General features: G+C 71.7%; 23 protein-coding genes. 12 read left to right on the forward strand and 11 right to left on the reverse strand.

The window, feature by feature from the left end; all coding sequences use genetic code 11:
* From NS331_RS23575 to NS331_RS23590, 4 genes are all read left to right on the forward strand, one after another.
* Positions 1-656: dihydrodipicolinate synthase family protein (locus NS331_RS23575; RefSeq protein WP_058644366.1), on the forward strand; the 656-nt coding region annotated here is incomplete at its 5' end.
* A gap of 48 nt (positions 657-704) precedes the next feature.
* Positions 705-1,670 (forward strand): Bug family tripartite tricarboxylate transporter substrate binding protein, encoded by a 966-nt coding sequence (locus NS331_RS23580; protein ID WP_058644394.1) that lies wholly within the window; start codon positions 705-707, stop codon positions 1,668-1,670.
* A complete protein-coding gene (locus NS331_RS23585) occupies positions 1,660-2,370 on the forward strand; it encodes an SDR family NAD(P)-dependent oxidoreductase (RefSeq protein ID WP_058644367.1) in 711 nt (236 codons plus the stop codon). Before NS331_RS23580 ends, NS331_RS23585 begins: the two co-directional genes overlap by 11 nt.
* A 43-nt stretch (positions 2,371-2,413) precedes the next feature.
* Positions 2,414-3,580, forward strand: coding sequence for a mandelate racemase/muconate lactonizing enzyme family protein (locus NS331_RS23590; RefSeq protein ID WP_058644368.1), 1,167 nt, complete (start codon positions 2,414-2,416; stop codon positions 3,578-3,580).
* Between the two features lie 23 nt (positions 3,581-3,603).
* Here NS331_RS23590 and NS331_RS23595 read toward each other — a convergent pair whose 3' ends face one another.
* The 6 genes from NS331_RS23595 to NS331_RS23620 form a co-directional block, all read right to left on the reverse strand.
* A complete protein-coding gene (locus NS331_RS23595; protein WP_058644369.1) occupies positions 3,604-4,719 on the reverse strand; it encodes an NADH:flavin oxidoreductase/NADH oxidase in 1,116 nt (371 codons plus the stop codon).
* 99 nt (positions 4,720-4,818) lie between these two features.
* On the reverse strand, positions 4,819-5,556 hold the full coding sequence (locus NS331_RS23600; RefSeq protein ID WP_058644370.1) for a haloacid dehalogenase type II: 738 nt from the start codon (positions 5,554-5,556) through the stop codon (positions 4,819-4,821).
* A 40-nt stretch (positions 5,557-5,596) separates the two neighbouring features.
* Positions 5,597-6,232 (reverse strand): bifunctional 4-hydroxy-2-oxoglutarate aldolase/2-dehydro-3-deoxy-phosphogluconate aldolase, encoded by a 636-nt coding sequence (eda, locus tag NS331_RS23605; RefSeq protein WP_058644371.1) that lies wholly within the window; start codon positions 6,230-6,232, stop codon positions 5,597-5,599.
* Between the two features lie 173 nt (positions 6,233-6,405).
* Complete coding sequence (edd, locus tag NS331_RS23610) at positions 6,406-8,235, reverse strand: phosphogluconate dehydratase (RefSeq protein ID WP_058644372.1); 1,830 nt, start codon at positions 8,233-8,235, stop codon at positions 6,406-6,408.
* Positions 8,236-8,411: 176 nt separating this feature from the next.
* Positions 8,412-9,749 (reverse strand): MFS transporter, encoded by a 1,338-nt coding sequence (locus NS331_RS23615; RefSeq protein ID WP_058644373.1) that lies wholly within the window; start codon positions 9,747-9,749, stop codon positions 8,412-8,414.
* A 31-nt stretch (positions 9,750-9,780) separates the two neighbouring features.
* Positions 9,781-10,296: a gluconokinase gene (locus tag NS331_RS23620; protein ID WP_058644374.1), complete on the reverse strand. Its 516-nt coding sequence runs from the start codon at positions 10,294-10,296 to the stop codon at positions 9,781-9,783.
* Positions 10,297-10,473: 177 nt separating this feature from the next.
* Between NS331_RS23620 and gntR the strand changes: the two genes are divergently transcribed.
* Positions 10,474-11,502: an HTH-type transcriptional regulator GntR gene (gntR, locus tag NS331_RS23625; protein ID WP_058644375.1), complete on the forward strand. Its 1,029-nt coding sequence runs from the start codon at positions 10,474-10,476 to the stop codon at positions 11,500-11,502.
* A 75-nt stretch (positions 11,503-11,577) separates the two neighbouring features.
* The gene (locus NS331_RS23630; RefSeq protein WP_058644376.1) at positions 11,578-11,985 is read left to right on the forward strand and encodes a hypothetical protein; all 408 of its coding nucleotides are present in this window, start codon (positions 11,578-11,580) and stop codon (positions 11,983-11,985) included.
* An 86-nt stretch (positions 11,986-12,071) separates the two neighbouring features.
* Here NS331_RS23630 and NS331_RS23635 read toward each other — a convergent pair whose 3' ends face one another.
* Positions 12,072-12,626: an OmpA family protein gene (locus NS331_RS23635; protein ID WP_058644377.1), complete on the reverse strand. Its 555-nt coding sequence runs from the start codon at positions 12,624-12,626 to the stop codon at positions 12,072-12,074.
* Positions 12,627-12,764: 138 nt separating this feature from the next.
* Here NS331_RS23635 and NS331_RS23640 point away from each other — a divergent pair, with 138 nt between their 5' ends.
* Together NS331_RS23640 and NS331_RS23645 are read left to right on the forward strand one after the other, a co-directional pair.
* Positions 12,765-13,436, forward strand: a complete 672-nt coding sequence (locus tag NS331_RS23640; RefSeq protein WP_345940362.1) for a gamma-glutamylcyclotransferase — start codon at positions 12,765-12,767, stop codon at positions 13,434-13,436.
* Positions 13,433-13,990, forward strand: coding sequence for a superoxide dismutase family protein (locus tag NS331_RS23645; protein WP_058644379.1), 558 nt, complete (start codon positions 13,433-13,435; stop codon positions 13,988-13,990). Before NS331_RS23640 ends, NS331_RS23645 begins: the two co-directional genes overlap by 4 nt.
* Before the next feature lie 11 nt (positions 13,991-14,001).
* Here the strand turns inward: NS331_RS23645 and NS331_RS23650 are convergent, their stop codons facing one another.
* A complete protein-coding gene (locus NS331_RS23650; RefSeq protein WP_082702725.1) occupies positions 14,002-15,294 on the reverse strand; it encodes an amino acid deaminase in 1,293 nt (430 codons plus the stop codon).
* 276 nt (positions 15,295-15,570) lie between these two features.
* Here NS331_RS23650 and NS331_RS23655 point away from each other — a divergent pair, with 276 nt between their 5' ends.
* Positions 15,571-16,464: a 2-dehydro-3-deoxygalactonokinase gene (locus tag NS331_RS23655; RefSeq protein WP_058644381.1), complete on the forward strand. Its 894-nt coding sequence runs from the start codon at positions 15,571-15,573 to the stop codon at positions 16,462-16,464.
* Between the two features lie 38 nt (positions 16,465-16,502).
* Positions 16,503-17,141 carry a 2-dehydro-3-deoxy-6-phosphogalactonate aldolase gene (locus NS331_RS23660; RefSeq protein WP_058644395.1) on the forward strand — a complete coding sequence of 213 codons (639 nt, stop codon included), beginning with the start codon at positions 16,503-16,505 and terminating at the stop codon, positions 17,139-17,141.
* Between the two features lie 44 nt (positions 17,142-17,185).
* Here NS331_RS23660 and NS331_RS23665 read toward each other — a convergent pair whose 3' ends face one another.
* A complete protein-coding gene (locus NS331_RS23665; protein ID WP_058644382.1) occupies positions 17,186-18,169 on the reverse strand; it encodes an AraC family transcriptional regulator in 984 nt (327 codons plus the stop codon).
* Between the two features lie 206 nt (positions 18,170-18,375).
* Here NS331_RS23665 and NS331_RS23670 point away from each other — a divergent pair, with 206 nt between their 5' ends.
* Positions 18,376-19,536: an FAD-dependent monooxygenase gene (locus NS331_RS23670; RefSeq protein WP_058644383.1), complete on the forward strand. Its 1,161-nt coding sequence runs from the start codon at positions 18,376-18,378 to the stop codon at positions 19,534-19,536.
* On the opposite strand, the gene NS331_RS23675 is transcribed toward NS331_RS23670, so the two are convergent.
* Positions 19,537-20,106, reverse strand: coding sequence for a nucleotidyltransferase family protein (locus tag NS331_RS23675; protein WP_058644384.1), 570 nt, complete (start codon positions 20,104-20,106; stop codon positions 19,537-19,539).
* 98 nt (positions 20,107-20,204) lie between these two features.
* On the opposite strand from NS331_RS23675, the gene pdxH reads away from it, so the two are divergent.
* Positions 20,205-20,852 carry a pyridoxamine 5'-phosphate oxidase gene (gene pdxH / locus NS331_RS23680; protein ID WP_058644385.1) on the forward strand — a complete coding sequence of 216 codons (648 nt, stop codon included), beginning with the start codon at positions 20,205-20,207 and terminating at the stop codon, positions 20,850-20,852.
* Here the strand turns inward: pdxH and NS331_RS23685 are convergent.
* Entirely contained in the window at positions 20,830-21,723 is an 894-nt protein-coding gene (locus tag NS331_RS23685; RefSeq protein WP_058644386.1) for a DMT family transporter, read from the reverse strand. The genes pdxH and NS331_RS23685 overlap by 23 nt on opposite strands.
* Between the last annotated feature and the right edge of the window lie 135 nt (positions 21,724-21,858).

A 21,858-nucleotide genomic window follows, 5' to 3' on the forward strand; every position in this document is an offset into this window, starting at 1 on the left:
CGCGCGCCGCCCAGGCCGCCGGCGCCGCGGCGCTGGACGTGATGCCGCCCCACCACTGGCTGCGCTTCGGCTTCACGCCCGGCCATGCGCTGCAGTACTTCGAGGCCATCCACCGCGCCGCGCCCGAACTGGACCTGGTCTGCCACGTCTACCCCGCCTGGACGCGCGCCTCGTACAGCTCGCAGCTGCTGGCCGAACTGGCCCGCCTGCCCTACCTGCAGGCCTTCAAGGTCGGCCAGCGGGACATGAACAAGTACGCCCGCGACATCCAGGCCATCCGCGAGGCCAACCCGGCCAAGGCCATCCTGACCTGTCACGACGAATACCTGCTCGCCTCGATGGTGCAGGGCGTGGACGGCGCGCTGGTGGGCTTCGCCACCTTCATCCCGCAGCTCATCATCGACCTGTGGGCCGCGGTGAAGGCCGGCGATCTGAAGAAGGCCATGGAGGTCCAGGCCGTGATCACGCCGCTGAAGGATGCCGTCTACGGCGGCGGCGAGCCCACGGGCGAGGCCCACGCCCGCATGAAGGGCGGCATGTACCTGGCAGGCGTGCTGGAGCGCGCCACCGTGCGCCCGCCCACCGAGGCGCCGAACCCGCAGGAGATGGATGCCCTGCGCGCCGCCTGCCGCCAGGCCGGACTGCTGCGCCGCTGAGCCGTCCGCACGGCTCCCCAGAACAACGACACCGGAGACAACACCATGCTGCAACGCAGACGCTTCCTGCACGGCGCCCTGGGCGCCGCCACGCTGGCCGCCGCCGCGCCCGTGATGGCGCAGGGCTGGCCCAACCGGGTGGTGCGGGTGATCATTCCCTTTCCGCCCGGCGGCACGCTCGACACGGTGGGCCGCATGCTGGCCCAGAAGCTGGGCGAGCAGATGGGCCAGACCTTCCTGGTCGAGAACCGCCCGGGCGGCAATGGCGCCATCGGCGCCGAGGTGGTGGCCAAGGCGGGCAACGACGGCTACACGCTGCTGTTCAACGCCTCGACCTTCACCACGGCGCCGATGACCATGAAGTCGGTGCGCTACGACGTGGTGCGCGACTTCGCGCCGGTGGCCCTGGTGGCCAAGGCGCCGCTGTCGGTGGCGGTCAACAAGAACCTGCCGATCACCGACGTGCGCTCGCTGATGGCATACGCCAAATCCAACCCAGGCAAGATGACCTTCGCGGTCGGCTCCATCGGCTCGGCCGGCCACCTGGCCACCGAACTGCTGCGGCGCGCCGGCAACCTGGACTACCTGATCGTGCCGTACAAGGGCACGGCACCCGCCTTCCAGGACTTGATCGGCGGGCAGATCGATGGCTTCATCGACCCGATCCTGGGCTCGCTGCAGTACCACAAGAGCGGCATGCTGCGCGTGGTGGCCGTCACCTCGGCCCAGCGGGCGGCCAGCCTGCCCGATGTGCCGACGTTGGCCGAGACGCTGCCGGGCTACGAGTTCTACAGCTGGTACGGCCTGTGGGCGCCCGCGGGGACACCGGCCGACATCACCCGCCGGCTCAATGCCGAGACCAACAAGGCCCTCGCCGGCGAGATGAAGACGCTGCTGGGTTCGCAGGGGCTGCTGCTCACGCCGGGCACGGCGGAGGAATTCGCCGCCTTCCAGCAGGCCGACATGGAGCGCTCGCGCAAGATCATCACGGAGGGCAACATCCGTGTCGACTGAGGGCAGCACCGCGCAGCCGCATGCCGTGGTCAGCGGCAGCAGCAGCGGCATCGGGCGCGCCATCGCCCTGGCGCTGCTCGATGCCGGCTGGCAGGTCAGCGGGCTCGATGCCGCGCCTGCGTCGATCGTGCATGCCGCCTTCACGGGCCACACCCTCGACCTGCGCGACGGCACCGCCATCGCACGCTTGTGCGCCGCGCTGTCGCCGGTCCAGGCCCTGGTGCATGCGGCCGGCGTGCTGCGCGTCGGCCCGCTGGGCCATCTCGATGCCGAAGCCGGCGAGCTGATGTGGCGCCTGCATGTGGACGCCGCCAGCCGCCTGGCCGACGCGCTGGTGCCCGGCATGGCCGAGCGCCGCCAGGGCCGTGTCGTCTTAATCGGCAGCCGGGTGGCGCAAGGCATGCCCGGCCGCAGCCAGTACGCGGCCACCAAGGCCGCCTTGGTGGCGCTGGCCCGCAGCTGGGGCGCCGAGGTGGCGGCGCAGGGCGTGACAGTCAACGTCATCTCGCCCGCCGCCACGGCGACCGGCATGCTGCAGGACCCGGCCCGCGCCGGCAGTGCGCCGCGGCTGCCGCCCATCGGCCGGCTGATCGAGCCGGCGGAAATCGCCGCCCTCGCCACCTTCCTGCTCTCGCCTCAAGCGGCGGCCATCACCGGGCAGGACATCGCCATCTGCGGCGGCTCGTCGCTGCCGCGCTGAGCCCGCGCTCCTCTTTCTTCGACCTTTCACCCACGCGCTTGCCATGAAGATCGTCAACATCCTCGAATCCACGCGGCCCATCCAATCCAACATCCGCAACGCCTACATCGACTTCTCGAAGATGACTCTGAGCCTGGTGGCCGTGGTCACCGACGTGATCCGTGACGGGCGGCCGGTGATCGGCTACGGCTTCAACTCCAACGGCCGCTACGGCCAGGGCGCGCTGATGCGCGAGCGCTTCATCCCGCGCGTGCTGGAGGCCGACCCGGCCAGCCTGCGCGACGAGACGGGCGACAACCTCGACCCGCACGGCATCTGGGCCTGCATGATGAGCAACGAGAAGCCCGGCGGCCACGGCGAGCGCTCGGTGGCGGTCGGCACCATCGACATGGCGGTGTGGGACGCCGTGGCCAAGATCGAGGGCAAGCCGCTCTTCCAGCTGCTGGCCGAGCGCTACGGCAACGGCCAGGCCAACCCGCGCGTCTTCGTCTACGCGGCCGGCGGCTACTACCACCCGGGCAAGGGTCTGGACGGCCTGCGCCAGGAGATGGAGGGCTACCTGGCCCGTGGCTATTCGGTGGTCAAGATGAAGATCGGTGGCGCGCCGCTGGCCGAGGACTGCGCGCGCATCGAGGCCGTGCTCAAGATGCTGGCGCCCGGCCAGCAACTGGCGGTGGACGCCAACGGCCGCTTCGACCTGCCCACGGCGCTCGACTACGGCCGCGCCTTGTCGCAGTACCCGCTCTTCTGGTACGAGGAGGCCGGAGACCCGCTGGACTACGAACTGCAGGCCCGCCTGGGCGAGGCCTACGCCGGCCCGCTGGCCACGGGCGAGAACCTGTTCTCCATGCAGGACGCGCGCAACCTGATACGCCACGGCGGCATGCGGCCCGACCGCGACTGGCTGCAGTTCGACTGCGCGCTGAGCTATGGCCTGGTCGAGTACCTGCGCACGCTCGACATGCTCAAGGACCATGGTTGGTCACCCAGCCGCTGCATTCCGCACGGCGGGCACCAGATGTCGCTGGCCATCGCGGCCGGCCTGGGCCTCGGTGGCAACGAAAGCTATCCCGACCTGTTCCAGCCCTACGGCGGTTTTCCCGACGGCGTGAAGGTGGACAACGGCCATGTGCACCTGCCGCCGCTGCCCGGCATCGGCTTCGAGGGCAAGGCCGACCTGATCGCGGAGATGCACACGTTGGCGCGCTGAGTGGCCAGCCGCTGGCGGGCGCCTCAGCGCTGCGCGATGTGCGCGCCGGTGAACAGGTCCTTGAATTCGCGCGGCTGCGAACGCCAGTACTGCCGGGGCGCGTTCACCTGCGCACCAAGTTCGGCCGCGGCATGCCAGGGCCAGCGCGGGTCATACAGCATGGCCCGCGCCAGCGCCACCGCGTCGGCCTGGCCTTCGGCAATGGCGGCTTCGGCCTGGCGCGCCTCGGTGATCAGGCCCACGCCCAGGGTCGGCAAGCCGACGCGCGCCTTGACCTCGCGTGCAAAGCCGAGCTGGTAGCCGGGGCCCACCGGGATCTTCTGCAGCGGCGACACGCCGCCGGTGGAGACATGGATGGCGCTGCAACCGCGTGCCTTGAGCGCCTCCGCAAAGGCCAGGGTGCTGGGCAGATCCCAGCCGCCCTCCACCCAGTCGGTGGCGGAGACCCGAACCCATACTGGCACCTCGGCCGGCACGGCGGCGCGCACCGCCTCGAACACCTCCAGCGGGAAGCGCATGCGGTTCTCCAGGCTGCCGCCGTAGCCGTCGCTGCGGGCGTTGGCCAGCGGCGACAGGAACTGGTGCAGCAGGTAGCCGTGGGCTGCATGCAGCTCAATGCCCTGCAGGCCGACGCGCACGGCGCGCTTCGCGGCCGCCACGAAATCGTCGCGGACCTTGGCCAGGCCCGCATCGTCGAGCGCCTTGGGCGGCACTTCCCCATCGCCATGCGGCAATGCGCTGGGCGCCACGGCCAGCCAGCCGCCGGGTTCATCGGGACGCAGTTGGCTGCCGCCGTCCCAGGGCGCGCGGCTGGAGGCCTTGCGTCCGGCATGGGCCAGTTGCACGGCGATCGGCATGTCGGAGTGCCCGCGTACCGCGCGGAGCATGTCGGCCATTGCGGCTTCGGTCGCCTCGTCGTAGAGGCCCAGGTCGGCCGGGCTGATGCGGCCTTCGGGCGAGACGGCGGTCGCCTCCAGGATCAGCATTCCGGCGCCGGACAGGGCCAAGTGCCCGTAGTGGATGCGGTGCCAGTCGGCCGCCCGCCCGTCCTCGGCGGAGTACTGGCACATGGGCGCGATGACGATGCGGTTGGGCAGGGTCAGCGCACCCAGGCGCAGGGGTTCGAACAGGGGACTCATCCGGGAGGCTCCTCGGCGCGCAACGAAAGGACAGGAGCCTAGCGGAGCGCCCCGGCGGTTGCCGCCGTGGGGCCAATGGCGGCCATGCACCCAGCGCGCTCAGCAGCCCAGCAGATCCGCCAGGTGCCCGATGTCCCGCGCGTGGAGGTCGTTGCCGGGCTGCGGCGACACGTCCTTCGGCTGGCCGGGGCCGAACTCGGCGGGCCGCTCGATGTAGGCCGTGGCCAGGCCGCAGTGGCGCGCGGCGGCCAGGTCGCTGTGGTGGGCGGCGGCCAGCATCACGCGGTTGGGCGGCAGGTCGAAGATGCCCGCCACGCCCAGGTAGGTGCGCGGGTCGGGCTTGTAGGCCTTGAACACCTCGGCCGACAGCACGCAGTCCCAGGGCAGGCCGGCGCGCTTGGCCATGTTGGTCAGCAGGCCGATGTTGCCGTTGGACAGCGGGCAGATCGTGTAGCGGCGCTTGAGCCGCGCCAGCCCCGCCACCGCATCGGGCCAGGCCGGCAGCCGGTGCCAGGCGCGGTTGAGCTCGCGGCGGCCGGCGCGGTCCAGCCGGTCCTCGCCGATGGAATAGTCGGAGAGCACGCCCTCCAGAATGCTCAGGTGCAGCTCGTCCAGCAGCGTGAAGCCGCCCTCGCCGGCCTCGATCCGCGCCATGACGGCCTTCATGGCCGGCTGGTAGCCCGCGCGCCAGGCCAGGGCGAAGGCGCTGCCGTCCACGCCGGGCAGCAGGCGCTCGACCTCGGCGGCGATGCCGCTGTGCCAGTCCACCACGGTGCCGAAGACGTCGAAGGCGATGACCTCGATGGAGGCCGGATCGAAAGCGTTGGATGCGGTCATGGCCTGGGACTCTAGCGTCCTGCGAGGCCGGCGTCGCGCATCAGCGCGACAGGGCCTTGGCCTCGCGGGCCAGGGTCTCGATGCGGGCCCAGTCCTTCCGCGCGATGGCGTCGGCCGGCACGATCCACGAGCCGCCCACGCAGGCCACGTTGGCCAGCGACAGGAATTCCGCCGCATTGCCCGCGTGGATGCCGCCGGTGGGGCAGAACCTGACCTCGCCGAAGGGGCCCTGCCAGGCCTTCAGCATGGGTGCGCCGCCCGCCTGCAGGGCCGGGAAGAACTTGAGCTGCTGGTAGCCGTCTTCCTGCGCCATCATGATCTCGCTGCCCGTGGCCACGCCCGGCAGCAGCGGCATGCCGAGGTCGTGGCAGGCCTTGCCAACGGAGCGGGTGTAGCCGGGGCTGACGCCGAAGCGGGCGCCGGCCAGGGCGGCGGCCTGCGCATCGGCCGCGCTGCGGATGGTGCCGGCGCCGGCTACGGCCTCGGGCACTTCCTTGGCGATGCGTTCGATGCACTCGAGCGCCACGGGCGTGCGCAGCGTCACCTCCAGCATGCGGATGCCGCCGGCGGCCAAGGCACGGGCCAGGGGCACGGCATCCTGCGGGTCCTGCAGCACGATGACGGGAATGACGGGTGCGTCGTGCATCACGTCGAGGGCGGTGAGGGGCTGGTTCATGGCTGAGGCCTTGGCAAGGCGAAAGAAGGTTTCAGAGGGAGGAAGGACGCGGATCAATGCGGGCACCCGGCCCCAGACCGTTCAGGCTGAGCCTGTCGAAGCCGGGGCACACGGGGATGAAAGCCCTTTCGAAGCTCAGTCGCGGGGCCGGGTTTGGCAACACAGGGGCGGGCTCAGAGCCAGGTGCAGGCGCCCTCTTCCGCGGTGGTGGCGTTGCGGCGCATGCCGGCGAAGAGTTCGCGGCCCAGGCCGCGGCCATCGGCGAAGCGTTGCTCGGCCGACATGACGGCCGCCTCGCGCTGGGCCCATTCGTCCTCGGGCACCAGCACGGCGAGCGTGCCGGCCACGGCGTCCAGGCGGATCAGGTCGCCATCGCGCACCTTGGCCAGCGGACCACCGGCGGCGGCCTCGGGCGAGACGTGGATGGCGGCCGGCACCTTGCCCGACGCACCGCTCATGCGGCCGTCGGTGACCAGCGCCACCTTGAAGCCCTTGCCCTGCAGCACCGACAGCGGCGGCGTGAGCTTGTGCAGCTCGGGCATGCCGTTGGCCTGCGGGCCCTGCCAGCGCACGACGCAGACCACGTCGCGCTCCAGCTCGCCGGCCGCGAAGGCCTTCTGCAGCGCGGCCTGCGAGTCGAAGACCTGCGCGGGCGCCTCGATCACGTGCCTGTCGTCGGGCACCGAGGACACCTTGATCACGCTGCGGCCCAGGTTGCCGGTGAGCAGCTTGAGGCCGCCCGTGGCGCTGAAGGGGTTGTTGGCCGGCCGGGCCACGTCCACATCCTTCGACGGCCAGGCGGGCACCCAATGCAGGCCACCGCCGTCGGCGCCCTGCGGGATCTGCGCGTACTCGGCCAGGCCGCCAGGGCGCACGGTGCGCACGTCGGCATGCATGAGCCCCGCCGACATCAGCTCGTGGATCACGAAGCCGGGGCCGCCCGCCTGCTGGAAACCGTTCACGTCGGCCGTGCCATTGGGATACACGCGCGTCAGCAGCGGCACCACGTCCGACAGCTCGGAGAAGTCGTTCCAGTCGATCAGGATGCCGGCCGCGCGCGCCACCGCCACCCAGTGGATCAGGTGATTGGTGGAGCCACCGGTGGCCAGCAGCGCCACCATGGCATTGACGATGCAGCGCTCGTCGACCAGCTCGCCGATGGGCGGCACCGTCCAGCCTTCGGCGGTCGTCTTGCCGAGCACGGTGCGCACTGCCTCGCGCGTGAGGTGCTCGCGCAGGCCGTCGTGCGGCTGGATGAAGGCAGTGCCCGGCACGTGCAGGCCCATGGCCTCCATCAGCATCTGGTTGCTGTTGGCGGTGCCGTAGAAGGTGCAGGTGCCCTGGTCGTGGTAGGCGGCCATCTCGGCCTCCATCAGGCCTTCGCGGCCCACCAGGCCCTGGGCCGCCTGCTCGCGCACCTTGGCCTTGGCGCTGTTGGACAGGCCCGAGGGCATGGGCCCGGCCGGCACGAAGACCGTGGGCAGGTGGCCGAAATGCAGTGCGCCGATCAGAAGGCCCGGCACGATCTTGTCGCAGATGCCCAGCATGAGCGCGGCATCGAACATGTCGTGCGTCAGCGCCACGGCCGTGCCCATGGCGATGGTGTCGCGGCTGAACAGCGACAGCTCCATGCCCGGCGTGCCCTGCGTCACGCCGTCGCACATGGCCGGCACGCCGCCGGCCACCTGGGCCGTGGCGCCGAGCTTGCGGGCCTCGTCCTTGAGCACCTCGGGGTAGGTGCGGAAGGGCGCGTGGGCCGACAGCATGTCGTTGTAGGCCGTGACGATGCCGATGTTGGGCGCGCGCTCCGCAACGATGCGCAGCTTGTCGTTGGCGGGCACGCCGGCCACGGCATGGGCCACGTTGGCGCAGCCCATGCGGTCGGAGCCGCGCTGGCGGCCGCCGATCTCGGCGATCTGCTGCAGGTAGGCCGCACGCAGGTCGCGGCTCTTGGCGCGGATGCGTTCGGTGACGGCGTGGAGCGTGGGATGGATCGTGGTCATGGCGCGGGGCTGAATGAACGAAGCCGCCCCATGGCAGGGGCGGCAAGGTGGAACGGTTTCATCCTACCAACGGCAGGACGGCCAGGGCATGAAAACAGGCGGCGGCCCGCGGGAGGCGTCGGAGAGTTTCCACCTGCCGCATCGGACCCCCGCCTTTCGCGTCGCCAAGCCTGAACTCAGGCTGACGGCTCGGCAATGGGCTCGATGCGCCCCATCAGGAACACGAAGGCGACGATGCCGATCACCAGGATCGCGCCCGCCAGCAGGAAGGCGTTCACGAAGGAGCCGGTGGCGCCGACGATGAAGCCGGTGGCGATGGGGGCGGCCGCGCCCATCAGGTTGTTGCCGAAGTTCATCAGCCCGCCCACGGTGCCGACGCCGCCCTTCGGCGCGATCAGCGAGGGCAGCGACCAGCTCACCGGTGCCGCCGCGGCCAGGCCGCCCAGCGCGATGGAGATCCACACGATGGCCCAGACCGGGTCGGTGGTCTGCGTGGCGCCGAACACGGCCAGACCCAGCACCATGCCGCACACCAGCACCGTCTTGCGCACCTTCGATTCCTCGTGGCCCTTGGCGATCAGGTGGTCGATGAGCCAGCCGCCGACGAACAGGTCGCTCAGCGTGGCGACCATCCACGGGATGGCGGCGAAGCCGGCGGACTTGAGGATGCTCATGTGCATGGCCTGCACCAGGTAGCCCGGCAGCCAGGTCAGAAACAGGTAGAAGGAATAGCCGTAGGCCGCGAAGCCCAGCATCAGCCCCCAGACCTTGGGCTGGCGCAGCAGGTAGCCCAGCATGCCGCTGGCCCCGCCGGCCGGTGCGCCCTCGGGGGCGGCGCCGCCCTCGACGATGTGGCGGCGCTCGGTCGCACTCAGCTTCTCGTCCTGGCTCGGGTCGCGGTAGATGAACAGGAAGGCGAAGAAGTACAGAAAACTGAGCGCCGCGCACACGCCGAAGCCCCAGCGCCAGCCGAAGCCCACCACCACGAAGGCGACCAGCGGCACGCCGATCACGTTCGAGAACTTGGCCGCGGCGTCGAAGATGGCCGTGGCCAGCGCCCGCTCGCCGCGCGGGAACCAGTAGCCGGTGGCCTTGGAACTCACCATGAAGCCCGGCGCCTCTGCAATGCCCAGCAGCATGCGCGCCGCGAAGATGCCGGCCCAGCCGCCCGCCAGCGCCGTCAGCGTGGAGGCGATCCCCCACGCAAACGCGCCCCAGCGGCCGATGCGCGTGGGGCCGTAGCGGTCCAGCAGCATGCCGGCCGGCACCTGCAGCAGTGCGTAGGTCCAGAAGAAGGCCGACAGGAAAAAGCCGATCTGCTCGGGCGAGAGATGGAATTCCGCCTGGATCTGCGGCGCCGCCACCGACAGGCTCAGCCGGTCGAAATAGTTGACCAGCACGCCCGCGCCCAGCAGGCCGCCGATGCGCCAGCGCCGACCGGGCACGCGGCCCGTCGGCGCCGCGGATGTCGTGGGTGCCGCACCCGTCGCGGCCGGGGAGTGTGTTGTCGTCATGGTGTCTCCGTCGAAGGAACTGAAAGGGGGGTCAGGCCGCCACGCCCAGCCAGTCGCGCACCCGGGCGGCGGACTGGGCCAGCGGCGCCGTGGCCGGCACCGTCAGCACGCCCGGCTCGCCCACCGGCGACTCCAGCGTCTGGAACTGGCTGTCGACCAGGCTGGCCGGAAAGATGTGCACCGCCTCGCGGGCCTGCACGCGGGCCACCGCCTCGTCGCGGTCGATCTGCATGAAGACGAAGCGCAGGCCCGGCACGGCCGCGCGCAGGCGGTCGCGGTACACCTTCTTGAGGGCCGAGCAGGTCAGCACGGCGCCGCCCTGCCGCGCGGCCATTTCCTCGCCCAGGCGCGCCAGCCAGCCGGCGCGGTCCTCGTCGGTGAGCGGCGTGCCGCTGTGCATCTTGCGGATATTGGCCTCTGGGTGGAAATCGTCGCCCTCGATCAGCGGCAGGCCCAGCACGGCCGCCACGGCCTGCCCCAGGCTGGACTTGCCGCAGCCGGACACGCCCATCACCACCAGCCAGGCGGGATTGCTCGATGTCTCCATGTGCTTTCCATTTGGACAGCGCTATCTTTCGATGGCGCAAAAACGAGGCCGGGCGGCCTCGTGACTGTGCTTCTCGAATGGCGCAGGCCACGCCGGGTCCATTCGATGGATAGCGCTATCCTAAAGCATACTCAGCCACGCCTCCACCTAGGGTTTACACCCACCGCACCCCGATCGATGGACGACAAGCCTTTACGAAGCGGCCGCCGCAGCACCGGTCGCGTGACCCTGCAGGACGTCGCGCGCGCCGCCGGCGTGAGCCCCATCACCGTCTCGCGCGCCCTGCGCGGCGAGCGCGCCGTGGCGCCGGAGCTGGTGGCCCGCGCCCGCGCCGCCGCCGAGTCGCTGGGCTACGTGCCCGACCCGGCCGCCCGCGCCCTGGCCTCGCAGCGCAGCACGCACGTGGCCGTGCTCATTCCGCTGCTGACCAACACGCTGTTCGTCGATCTGCTGGAGGCCGTGCAGCGCACCCTGCGCGCCAGCGGCTTCCAGACGCTGATCGGCGTGACCCACTACGACCCGCGCGAAGAGGAGCAGCTGCTGCGGGAGCAGCTGATGCACCGCCCGGCCGGCCTCATCGTCACCGGCTTCGAGCGCAGCGAGGAGACGCGGGCCCTGATCCAGGCCAGCCGCGTGCCCTGCGTGCACGTCATGGAGACCAGCCGCGCACCCGGCGTGCACTGCGTCGGCTTCTCGCAGCAGGACGCCGGCGAAGCGCTGACCGCGCATCTGCTCGCCCGCGGCGCCCGCCGCATCGCCTATGCCGCCGCCCAGCTCGATGCCCGCGTGATGCAGCGTGCCGAGGGCTACCGCCGCGCGCTGCAGGCCGCCGGCTGCTACGACCCGGCGCTCGAATTCCTGCGGCCCGAGCCCTCGTCCTTCGCCCTGGGCGCGCAGATGTTCGGCCGCATCGTGGCCGAGGCCCGGCCCGACGCCATTTTCTTCTGCAACGACGACCTGGCGCAGGGCGCCCTGATGGCCGCGCCGCGGCTGGGCATTTCAGTGCCCGGCGACGTGCGCGTCGCCGGCTTCAACGACCTGCCCGGCAGCGAGCAGCTGATGCCCAACCTGACCAGCGTGCGCACGCCCCGGCGCGAGATCGGTCAGGCGGCGGCGACCATGCTGCTGGACCTGATGCGTGGCAAGCCCGTGGCGCAGCACTGCGTCGAGCTGGCGTGGGAGGTGGTGGTGCGGGAAAGCGCCTGAGCACGGCGCGCTCCCGGGGAACATTCGACCGCCGCCCGCACCTCACCTTCTCTGTCCCTCCACATCGCTACACCCATGGCCGCCGGCACCCTCTTCACCGTTCTCGCCAACATCCCCTGGGGCCAGGTCGTCGAGAACGCGCCCAAGGTCGCGGAGGGCGCGGCCAAGCTGTGGAGCTCCGTGACGCGGCGCCGCCAGAGCGCCGAGCAGGCCGAGGCCAGCGAGACGACGACACCGCCCGGCCGCCCGCTGACCGAGGCGGAACAGCTGAGGCAGCAGGTCCAGCGGCTGGAAGCCTCGGTGCGCGACATCGAGGCGCAGATGCAGGCCTCGACCGAACTCATCAAATCCCTGGCCGAGCAGAACACCCAGCTCGTCGCGGGCATCGAGCTGAACCGCCAGCGGCTGCAGCGGATGAAGCGGGCGATGGCTGCCCTCACCGCGGTGCTGGCCGCAACGCTGCTCTTCCTCTTCACGCGCTGACGCCGACGCTGCCGACGCGCGCGGCGCAACGACGCGCACAAAAAAGCCCGGCCAGGCCGGGCTCGTCGATGGCGAAGCGCTGCCGCTCAGTCGACCAGCTTCACTTCCACGCGGCGCGCAGCGGCGTTGTCGCCCTGGCCGCCGACGGCGACGGCCGGCTTTTCGAGCGTGACGCGGTCCTGCGGCACGCCCAGGCCCACCAGCACGTCGCGCACGGTGATGGCGCGCTGCTTGGCCAGTTCCTCGTTCTTGGCCGGGTCGCCCGTCGTGTCGTGGTAGCCCGAGACGACCGCCTTGCGGCCGTTCTGCACGCCCTGCAGCACCAGGGCCAGGGCCTCGGCAGCGCCGGGCGCGATGTCCGCGCTGCCGGTGGCGAAGTAGAACTTCACCACGCCGCCTTCCACGCGCACGCTGGCGCCTTCGGGCACCACGGCCACCACCGTCTCGGTGATGACGGCCACGCCCGTGGCCGGGGCGGCGGGCGCGGTGCTGGCGGTGCCGGCCGCGTCGGCATCGTTGCCGGGCAGGCCGTAGTGGTAGACGGCGGCGCCGATCGTGGTGGCGACGATCAGGGCGATGAGCACGAACACCAGGCCAAGGGCAAAGCGTTGCTGGGAGTCGTCGTCGGTGGCGGTGGACATGAGGCTGCGTCTCTCGGGATGTTGAAGGGTGGCCATGGGAATGCCTTGGCAATAATGGGCCGCGTGAAGCCCGTTTCAGAAGCCGAAATTCTAGGTGCCACACCCCTGCCGCCCCTTGTCGGCGCATTGCCACCGGCCGTGCGCGACCCCGGCCCGTTGCTCGAACGCACCATTGCCGAATGGGGCGGGCAGGACGACCTGTGGCTCTTCGGCTACGGCTCGCTGATCTGGAACCCCGGCTTCGACCACAGCGAGGCCCGGCCCGCGCAGGTTGCCGGCTGGCACCGGGCGCTGAAGATGTGGAGCCGCGTCAACCGCGGCAGCATCGACAAGCCCGGGCTGGTGTTCGGCCTGCTCAGCGGCGGCAGCTGCCGCGGCATGGTGTTCCGCATCCCGCAGGCCATCGCGCTGGAGACGCTGGGCCGCCTGTGGCTGCGCGAGATGCCCACCGGCGTGTACGACCCGCGCTGGCTGCAGTGCCGCACCGCCCAGGGGCCGGTGCGGGCCCTGGCCTTCACGCTGTCACGCAAATCGCCAAACTTCACCGGCACCCTCAGCGAGGAACGCTACCGCGAGATCTTCGCCACCGCCGTGGGCCGCTACGGCAGCTCGCTGGACTATGCGCGGCAGACGCTCGAGGCACTGCAGCGCCACGGCATCCGCGACTCGGCCCTCGCACGCCTGCTGCGGCTGGCCGCCCGGGCGCCGGGGCAACTGGCGACCTCGGCCGACAGCCAGGCGCACGCGGCATCGCTACACCTGAGCCGGTCCGATTCCAACCCTTCCCCATCCCAAGGAAACACGCCATGAACCTCCGCCCCGCCCTGCCCTCCTCCCGCCTGCTGGCCGCCTTTGCCCTTGCCGGCTCCAGCCTGCTGCTCGCGGCCTGCGCCGGCATGGGCATGGGCGCCTCGCGCGCCACCGCCACCCTGGCGCCCACCGGCGCGATCACGCCCAACCCGACCATGGGCCAGGTCACGCTGACGGCGCTGGACCACGGCGTGCGCGTGGCCGGCGAGGTGCGCGGCCTGCCGCCCGGCTCGGAGCACGGCTTCCACATCCACGAGAAGGGCTCCTGCGCCGACAACGGCAATGCCTCGGGTGGCCACTTCAACCCGACCGGCGTCACGCACGGCAAATTCGGCGCGCCCGGCAGCCATGCTGGCGAGCTGCCCAGCCTGGTGGCCGATGCCAATGGCGTGGCCCGCTTCAGCGTGGACGTGCACAGCATCTCGCTGACCGACGGTGCGGCCAACAACGTGGTGGGCCGTGCGATCGTGGTGCACCGCGACCGCGACGACTACACCAGTCAGCCGGCCGGCAATTCCGGCCCGCGCATCGCCTGCGGCGTGATCACGCGCTGAGCCGCCAGGGCTCAGAACGCGGTGGTGATGGCGTCGACCACGTTGTAGGCCTCGTCCACCACCGGCATCCAGCGCCACTTGTCGAAGGTGGTGCAGGGATGAGAAATACCGAGCCCGACGCGCTCGCCCACCACAGGGGCGAGCGCGTCGTCGCTGTCGTCCCAGTGCAGGTAGGCATGCTGGTCGTTGAGTGCGGTAATTTTCCAGCTCCAAGGTACGCCCGTCGGGGCCTGCGCGCCGCGGACGGCACGCGCGAAGGGGATGGGCATCGTGATGTCGAAGGAGACGTCGCGCCGCCCGGCGGTAAGGATCGCGAGCCGCGGCTCGGGGCACGATTGAACAGCGGCCCAGACCTCCATGGCGGGGCGCAGCCCATCTTCGGCGCAGTCGCAGCCGATGCGCGCATTCACCTGACCCATCATGCGCGTGTAAAAGCCGTGGTCGTGGGTCACGTAGCAGCCCGAGCGAAGCAGGCCGCGGACCGGCCGCCCGAGCGCCGGCCGTAGGCGACCGGCCACCAGGTCGAAGACGGCCGAGCCGCCGGCAGAGCACAGCACCTCGTCGGTGTCGAACAGGTCCTCATCGCCGCACAGGCGGGCGACCGCCTGCACGCGGTCCATCAGGGCCGTGGCCAGCGCCGAATCGGCGGCCGAATCGCCCGTGGCCCAAAGGCCTTCGTAGCATTCGATGCCCACCAGCCGCACGGCCGCGCTCGCGCCAAGGGCGCGCGCCAAGGCAATGGCTTCTTCCTCCGTGCGGCAGCCGGTGCGGCCGCCGTCCAGGCCGATTTCCAGCATCACCTCGAAAGGCCGCGTGTGGGGCCGGCCCGCGGCCCAGACCTCGATCAGCGCCAGTTGCGCGGACGAATCGACGAGGAAGACCACGCGCAGCCCGTCGTGCGCGGCAAGCATCTGCTGAATGCCGGCCAGGTCCTCGTCCTGCATCACCTGGTTGGCGATGAGGCAGCGGCGCACGCCGGCCGCCACGCCGATGGTCAGTTGGGCCACGTTGGCGAAGGTGATGCCCCAGGCGCCGGCATCGATCTGCCGCGCGAAGAGTTGCGGCGACATGGTGGTCTTGCCATGCGGCGCCAAGTCGATGCCCTGGCTCTGCACGTAGCGCTGCATCCAGGCCAGGTTGTGCGCCAGCGCCTCGCGACGGATCACGGCCAGGGGCAGCGGCAGGTCGCCCGCCAGCACGTTCCAGCCGGCGGCGCCGACGGCGCTGCGGGCGCGGGGCGCCTGGGTGCGGGGATAGCCCTTGAAGGAGGCATCGAGGAGGGGATCGAGCAGGTCGGCGGTCATGATGGAAAAAGAGACGCGCATCGCGCGCCGCGGCGGGGATGCCGGCGCGCGCGGATGCGACAGCCCTATATTCTTGCCGGCCCCGCATGGCGACGGCTGACCGGCCGCCGGGCAAGGGTGCAGGGACCTAAGGACATGCGAGACTGCACGGCCACGGCCGGGGCGAGTCCTCGTCGCGGGAGTAGCCGACGTGGCTGTGTCGTCCCGGGCCAGCGCGCCGGCTTCGTGCCCCACTGCGGATGCGCCGGGCCCTGGCCGCCTGAAAGGAATGTCTTCATGAGCTTCGTCGCCCTCGACTGGGGCACCACCGCGCTGCGCGGCGCGCTGATCGCCGAGGACGGCCGCGTGCTGGACGAGCGCAGCGCCCCGCGCGGCATCCTGCACCTGGACGGCGCCAGCTTCGACGAGGTGTTCGAGGCCTTCACCCAGGACTGGATGGCGGTGCCCGGCAGCCGCTGCCTGATCGCCGGCATGGCCGGCAGCCGCCAGGGCTGGGTGGAGGCGCCCTACTGCGCCTGCCCCTGCGGCGCCGACGACATCGCGCGGCAGGTGGTGCCGGTGCAGCCCGGGCGCATCGACATGGTGCCTGGCCTGGTGGACCACCAGAGCGGCGTGCCCGACGTGATGCGCGGCGAGGAGACGCAGATCCTGGGCGCCATGCGCCTCACCGGGCTGCGCGATGGCCTCTTCGTGCTGCCCGGCACGCACAACAAGTGGGCCCGCGTGGCCGATGGCCGGGTGACGGGCTTTCGCACCTTCATGACGGGCGAGTTCTATGCCCTGCTGTCACAGCATTCGATCCTGTCGCGCACGCTGCAGGCCGATGCGCCGCTGCACGAGGCCGCCTTCCTCGACGGCGTGGGCCGCGCACGGCAGGCCGATTCGCCGGGGCTGCTGCACCTGGCCTTCGGTATGCGGGCGCTGTCGCTCTTCGACCGGCTGAGCCCGGCCGCCGCGGCCAGCTACCTGTCGGGCCTTCTCATCGGCGAGGAACTGCGGGCCCAGGCGCTCGAGGCCGGCACGCCGGTGGTGCTGGTGGGCAGCGCGGCGCTGACTGAGCGCTATGCGCTGGCGCTGGACAGCGTCGGCGTGCCGGCGCAATTGCTGGATGCGCAGGCCACCTGGGCGGGGGCATACGCCATCTGGCGTGCGCGGCAGGCCGCCGGCTGAGCACACCGATCTCCCTCTTGCTTTTCGACGTCCATCCCATGACCGACCTGCTTCCCGCCTTCCAGCGCGCGCTGGCCCAACTGCCCCTCGTCGCCATCCTGCGCGGCCTCACGCCGGCCGAGGCGCCCGCCATCGGCCAGGCCCTGGTCGCCTCGGACTTCGGCCTGCTGGAGGTGCCGCTCAATTCGCCCGAGCCGCTGGAGAGCATCCACCTGCTGCGCGACCAGTGCCCCGGCGCACTGGTGGGCGCCGGCACGGTGCTGACGCCGCAGCAGGTGCGTGAGGTGCATGCGGCCGGCGGCCAGCTCATCGTGTCGCCCTGCTTCGATGCCGCCGTGGTGCGCGAGACCGTGGCGCTCGGCATGGTCGCCCTGCCCGGCGTGCTCACGCCCACCGAGGCCTTCGGCGCGCTGGCGGCGGGCGCGCATGCGCTCAAGCTCTTCCCGGCCGAGATGGCCTCGCCGGCGGCGGTGAAGGCGCTGAAGGCGGTGCTGCCGCGCGGCACGCCGCTGCTGCCGGTGGGCGGCATCACGCCCGAGGGCATGCCGGCCTGGCATGCAGCCGGCGCCGATGGCTTCGGCATCGGCTCGGCGCTCTACAAGTCCGGCAAGGCGGCCGAGGCGGTGGAAACAACGGCGCGCGAATTCGTGGCTGCCTGGCGTCGCCTCGCCGGTTGAGCGCGCCGCGCGCTTGAACGCGCAGGCCGTCGCGGCGCAGCGGCTCACGTGGAAGGCGCCGCGCCTTCCCCAAAGCCCGCCAGCGCCTGCCGCCGTGCCCGCTCCCGCTTCACATAGGCGGCCGGCGTCACGCCCGCCCAGCGGCGAAAGGCCCGCGCGAACACTTTGTCCGACTCGTAGCCCGCCTGGGCCGCGGCCTGGGCCACGGTGAGGCTGCCGGCTTCGAGCTGCTCCGCCGCCAGCGTCATGCGATGCGCGGTGAGGTAGCCGATGGGCGTGTAGCCCACCAGGACCTTGAAACGCAGACAGAAGCGCGAGCGCGACATCGCGGCCGCACTGGCCAGGCGCGCCACGTCCCAGTCGTCGTGCGGCGCATGGTGGATGCCCTGCAGCGCGCGGGCGATGGCCGGATCGCCCAGGCCGCGCAGCCAGCCCGCCTCGGCCTGCGCGGCCTCGCCCAGGCGCTCGCGCAGGATGTTGACCAGCAGCAGCTCGCCCATGCGCGCGGCCGACAGCCGCCAGCCGGGGCGGCGGCTGAGCGTCTCCTGCACCAGCGCCTGCAAGGCGCCCGCCAGGCTGCCGCCCGCCGGCATGTCGCCCTGGCGCAGGTGCAGCAGCGGCGGCAACAGCCGCAGCACCGCATGCCGGCTGTAGGCGGAGAACCAGAGCAGCGTCGAGAAGATCTCGGTGGCCTCGCCATCGCCGCCATGGCGGAAGACGAGCGGGTTCTCGTCGCGCGCGCCGTCGGCGTGCCGGGCGATCAGCTCGGCGAAAGGCGTGGGCGCCAGCCCGGGGCGGGAGGCCAGCACATGCGCAGTGCCCAGCGGCAGCATCAGCAGGTCGCCCTCGGCCACCTGCAGCGGCGGCTCACCGGGCAGTTGCACCCAGTACGGCGCCCCGCGCGAGATGCGCAGCATCACGCCCGGCACGCCGGCGGACGACAGCGCCCAGGGCGCGCCCAGCGAGAAATGCGCGGTGACGGCCCGCTCGGCGCGGCAGATCGAGAGCACGTCGCTGAGGACATCCATGGGCGGCAGTGGTGGGTGGCGCGGCGCTGGCGCCGGGGGATGGAAAAGGCGGGGGAGACGCTTCGTCCCCATTGCGGGATTTTCGGCGGTTATGCATGCCGGGGCCGGCCGGAAGAATCGCGCTCCATCACGACGGCCCTCCGGCCCGATACCAGGCCACGCGGTCCGTCCGCCCGTTTCCATCCCTCTTCGAACCCCTCACTGCCATGACCGACTCCCTCACCTCCCCCCTGCGCATCGGCATCGTCGGTGCCGGCATCGGCGGCCTGGCCGCTGCCTGCGCGCTGCGGGCCGCCGGCCACGACGTGCAGGTCTTCGAGCAGAGCCGCCAGTTCCTGCGCGTGGGCGCCGACATCAACCTCACGCCCAATGCCGTGCGGGCGCTCGACGGCCTGGCGCCCGGCATCGGCGAGGCCGTGCGCGCCTCGGCCGCGCGGCCCACGCACCGCATCAGCCGCCTGTGGGACAGCGGCGAGGAGACCTCGCGCCTGGCCATGGGCGACACGGCCGAGCAGCAGTACGGCGCGCCGCAGCTCACCATCCACCGCGCCGATCTGCTGGCCGCGCTGGCCGAGGCCTTCCCCCAGGAGCGCGTGCACTTCGGCAAGCGGGCCCAGGCCATCGCGCAGGACCACAGCCAGGGCGAGGTGGCGATCCGTTTCGCCGACGACAGCGAGGTGCGCCGGCTGGACCTGCTGGTGGGCGCCGACGGCATCCATTCGGTGGTGCGCGCCGCGCTCTTCGGCGATGAGCAGCCGCGCTTCACCGGCGTGGTCGCCTTCCGCGCCGTGGTGCCGACGGCGCGCGTGGGCGGCGTGCCCGACCTGGGCGCCTTCACGAAATGGTGGGGGCCCACGCCGGAGAGCCAGATCGTGACCTTCCCGCTCAACCAGGGCCGCGACACCTTCATCTTCGCGACCACGGCACAGGATTCCTGGCACGAGGAATCGTGGACCACGCCCGGCAGCGTGGACGAGCTGCGCGCGGTCTACCGTGACTTCCATCCGCATGCCCGGGCCCTGCTCGACGCCTGCGACGCGGTGCTCAAGACGGCGCTGTACGAGCGCGACCCGCTGCCCGAATGGTCGCAGGGCGCGATCACGCTGCTGGGCGATGCCTGCCATCCCATGATGCCCTTCATGGCGCAGGGCGCCGGCTCGGCCATCGAGGATGCCGTGGTGCTGGCCCGCTGCGTGGGCCTGGCCGGCCAACCAGCCGAGGTGCCTTCGGTGCTGAGGCGCTATGAGGCCGCGCGGCAGGAACGGGCCAGCCGCATCCAGATCGGCTCGCGCGGCAACAACTGGCTGCGCGCCGGCGGCAATGCGGACTGGGTGTACGGCTACGACGCCTGGGCGGTGCCGGTCTGATCAGCCGCCCGGCTGGCGCGCGCGCCACAGCGCTTCGGCGCGGGCCAGGTCGTCCAGCGTGTCGATGTCGGTCACCACGCCAGCATCGTCCACCGCCAGTTCACGCACCGCGCCCCGCGCACGCAGGGCCTTGAGCACGGGCGCAGCACCCTGCTCGCCGGCCAGCGCCATCAGGGCCGGACCGCTGGCGGCGCCGAAGCCCACCGGATGGCCGCGCTCGCCCTGGAACGTGGGCTGCGCCGCGCAGGCGTCGGCCAATGCCGCTGCCACCGTGCGCAGCGTGACGGGCTGCACCAGCGGCAGGTCCGCCGGCAGCACCAGCCAGCCGGGCGCATCGGCGGTGGCGCGCACCGCGGCGGCAATCGAGTCGCCCATGCCGGGATGGCCCGCATCCTCCACGTGCCAGGGCAGGCCGCTCGCGCGCACGGCATCGAGCGTGCGATCGATGACGGCGCGGCCAGTCAGCAGCGCCTGCAGCTTGTGCACCGCGCCGCCCGAGGCGCGAAAACGCTCGCCGCGGCCGGAGGCCAGCACCAGCACGACGGGAAGAGGGTCGGGGTTCATCGTCATTGGTGGGATAGGACTCGGATCGGCGTGCCATTGTGCCGGCCCGTGGCAGGTAGACCGCCATCCAGGCTGGGACATCGCCAGCGCGGACAATGCCCGCCATGAGCGATCTGAAGACCTCCCTCGCGGACCTGCGCAAGAGCTACGAGCGGGCCGAACTCGACGAAACCCACAGCGCCGACGACCCGCTGATGCAGTTCGAGCGCTGGCTCGGCGAGGCCATCGCCGGCCAGGTGCCCGAGCCCAACGCCATGACCGTCGCCACCGTGGGCAGCGACCTGCGGCCCTCCACCCGCATCGTGCTGATCAAGGGCTACGACGCGCGGGGCATCGTCTGGTTCACCAACTACCAGAGCCGCAAGGGCCAGGAGCTGGCCGGCAACCCCTTCGCCGCGCTGCAGTTCCACTGGGTCGAGCTGGAGCGCGTGGTGCGCATCGAAGGCCGGGTGGACAAGGTCAGCGACGCGGAGAGCGACGCCTACTTCGCCAGCCGCCCGCTGGATTCGCGCATAGGCGCCTGGGCCAGTCCGCAGAGCCAGCCCATCGTGGGCCGCAGCGTGCTGGTGGCCAATGCGGCCAAGTACAGCGCCAAGTTTCTGCTCAACCCGCCGCGCCCGCCGCACTGGGGCGGCTACCGGCTGGTGCCGGAGCGCTGGGAGTTCTGGCAGGGCCGCAAGAGCCGGCTGCATGACCGGCTCTGCTACCAGCAGGAAGGCCAGGACTGGGTCAAGACGCGTCTGGCACCGTAGCGCCGACAACGCCGCGCCCAGCTCTGGCGCGGCGGCTGCGCGCCACGGTGAGCGCGAGAGCCGCCAGCAGGATGAGCGCACCACCGGCCGCCGCGCCGGGCGACAGCCGCTCGCCCAGAAAGGCCACGCCCAGCCCCACGGTCACGACCGGCTCCAGCGTGGAGAGCACGGCCGCCTGCGTCGGCCCGACGCGGCGCAGGCCGGCCACGAAGGCGACGATGGCCACCACCGTGCCGAAGATCGCCAGCGCCAGCATCGCGCCCCAGCCGCTCGCGCCCTGCGGCCAGCGCATGCCCTGCCACATCGCCAGCCCCAGGTAGCAGGCTGCCGCCGTGCCCAGCACCACCGTCGACGCGGCCAGGCTGTCCACCGGCGGCTGCGCCCGGCTGCCGAGCAGGATGTACGCCGAATAGCACAGCGCCGAGGCCAGGGCCAGCAGCAGCCCGGTGGCCGTGCCTGCGATGGCGCCGCCCAGCACCAGGCACAGGCCGGCCGAGGCCAGGCCCAGGCACAGCGCCTCGGCCGCGCCGAACCGGTCCAGCCGCAGCGCCGCCGCGGCCACCGCCACCAGGACCGGATAGACGTACAGCAGCAGCGCGACCGTGGCCGAGGACGCATGGCGCAGCGCGCTGAAATAAGTCCAGGCCATCAGCGCATAGGCCAGCCCCATGAGCATGGCGTCGGCCAGCGCGCGCCCGGCCGGAAAGCGCGCGCCCCGCGCCCAGGCCAGCCCACCCAGCAGCACCGCCGCCAGCGCGAAGCGCAGCGTCAGCAGGCTGTGGGTGTCCATGCCCTGCGCGTAGAGCACGTGGGCGAAGAGGGCCATGGCGCCGAAGCCCAGGGCGGAGAGAAGAACGAGCAGTGCGCCCATGACAATCCTGGTAGGTGGAAGGGTGCGGGGCCGTTGCGCCTTGCCTCGGCCAGCGGCGGATGACTCAGCCACAATGAGCCTTTCGCGCCCGTGCCGCCACTGTAGGGCGCCCGGGACTGGACCACAAAGCAAAGC

The sequence above is a fragment of the Pseudacidovorax intermedius genome, from assembly GCF_001476815.1.
In the GTDB taxonomy this organism is placed as follows: Bacteria; Pseudomonadota; Gammaproteobacteria; order Burkholderiales; family Burkholderiaceae_C; genus Xenophilus; species Xenophilus intermedius_A.

Excerpts from the sequence above, each read along its gene's own strand:
- NS331_RS23590 (WP_058644368.1), top strand. The coding sequence starts at position 2,414 with ATGAAGATCGTCAACATCCTCGAATCCACGCGGCCCATCCAATCCAAC.
- NS331_RS23595 (WP_058644369.1), bottom strand. The coding sequence starts at position 4,719 with ATGAGTCCCCTGTTCGAACCCCTGCGCCTGGGTGCGCTGACCCTGCCC.
- NS331_RS23600 (WP_058644370.1), bottom strand. The coding sequence starts at position 5,556 with ATGACCGCATCCAACGCTTTCGATCCGGCCTCCATCGAGGTCATCGCC.
- eda (WP_058644371.1), bottom strand. The coding sequence starts at position 6,232 with ATGAACCAGCCCCTCACCGCCCTCGACGTGATGCACGACGCACCCGTC.
- edd (WP_058644372.1), bottom strand. The coding sequence starts at position 8,235 with ATGACCACGATCCATCCCACGCTCCACGCCGTCACCGAACGCATCCGC.
- NS331_RS23615 (WP_058644373.1), bottom strand. The coding sequence starts at position 9,749 with ATGACGACAACACACTCCCCGGCCGCGACGGGTGCGGCACCCACGACA.
- NS331_RS23620 (WP_058644374.1), bottom strand. The coding sequence starts at position 10,296 with ATGGAGACATCGAGCAATCCCGCCTGGCTGGTGGTGATGGGCGTGTCC.
- gntR (WP_058644375.1), top strand. The coding sequence starts at position 10,474 with ATGGACGACAAGCCTTTACGAAGCGGCCGCCGCAGCACCGGTCGCGTG.
- NS331_RS23630 (WP_058644376.1), top strand. The coding sequence starts at position 11,578 with ATGGCCGCCGGCACCCTCTTCACCGTTCTCGCCAACATCCCCTGGGGC.
- NS331_RS23635 (WP_058644377.1), bottom strand. The coding sequence starts at position 12,626 with ATGTCCACCGCCACCGACGACGACTCCCAGCAACGCTTTGCCCTTGGC.
- NS331_RS23645 (WP_058644379.1), top strand. The coding sequence starts at position 13,433 with ATGAACCTCCGCCCCGCCCTGCCCTCCTCCCGCCTGCTGGCCGCCTTT.
- NS331_RS23650 (WP_082702725.1), bottom strand. The coding sequence starts at position 15,294 with ATGACCGCCGACCTGCTCGATCCCCTCCTCGATGCCTCCTTCAAGGGC.
- NS331_RS23655 (WP_058644381.1), top strand. The coding sequence starts at position 15,571 with ATGAGCTTCGTCGCCCTCGACTGGGGCACCACCGCGCTGCGCGGCGCG.
- NS331_RS23660 (WP_058644395.1), top strand. The coding sequence starts at position 16,503 with ATGACCGACCTGCTTCCCGCCTTCCAGCGCGCGCTGGCCCAACTGCCC.
- NS331_RS23665 (WP_058644382.1), bottom strand. The coding sequence starts at position 18,169 with ATGGATGTCCTCAGCGACGTGCTCTCGATCTGCCGCGCCGAGCGGGCC.
- NS331_RS23670 (WP_058644383.1), top strand. The coding sequence starts at position 18,376 with ATGACCGACTCCCTCACCTCCCCCCTGCGCATCGGCATCGTCGGTGCC.
- NS331_RS23675 (WP_058644384.1), bottom strand. The coding sequence starts at position 20,106 with ATGACGATGAACCCCGACCCTCTTCCCGTCGTGCTGGTGCTGGCCTCC.
- pdxH (WP_058644385.1), top strand. The coding sequence starts at position 20,205 with ATGAGCGATCTGAAGACCTCCCTCGCGGACCTGCGCAAGAGCTACGAG.
- NS331_RS23685 (WP_058644386.1), bottom strand. The coding sequence starts at position 21,723 with ATGGGCGCACTGCTCGTTCTTCTCTCCGCCCTGGGCTTCGGCGCCATG.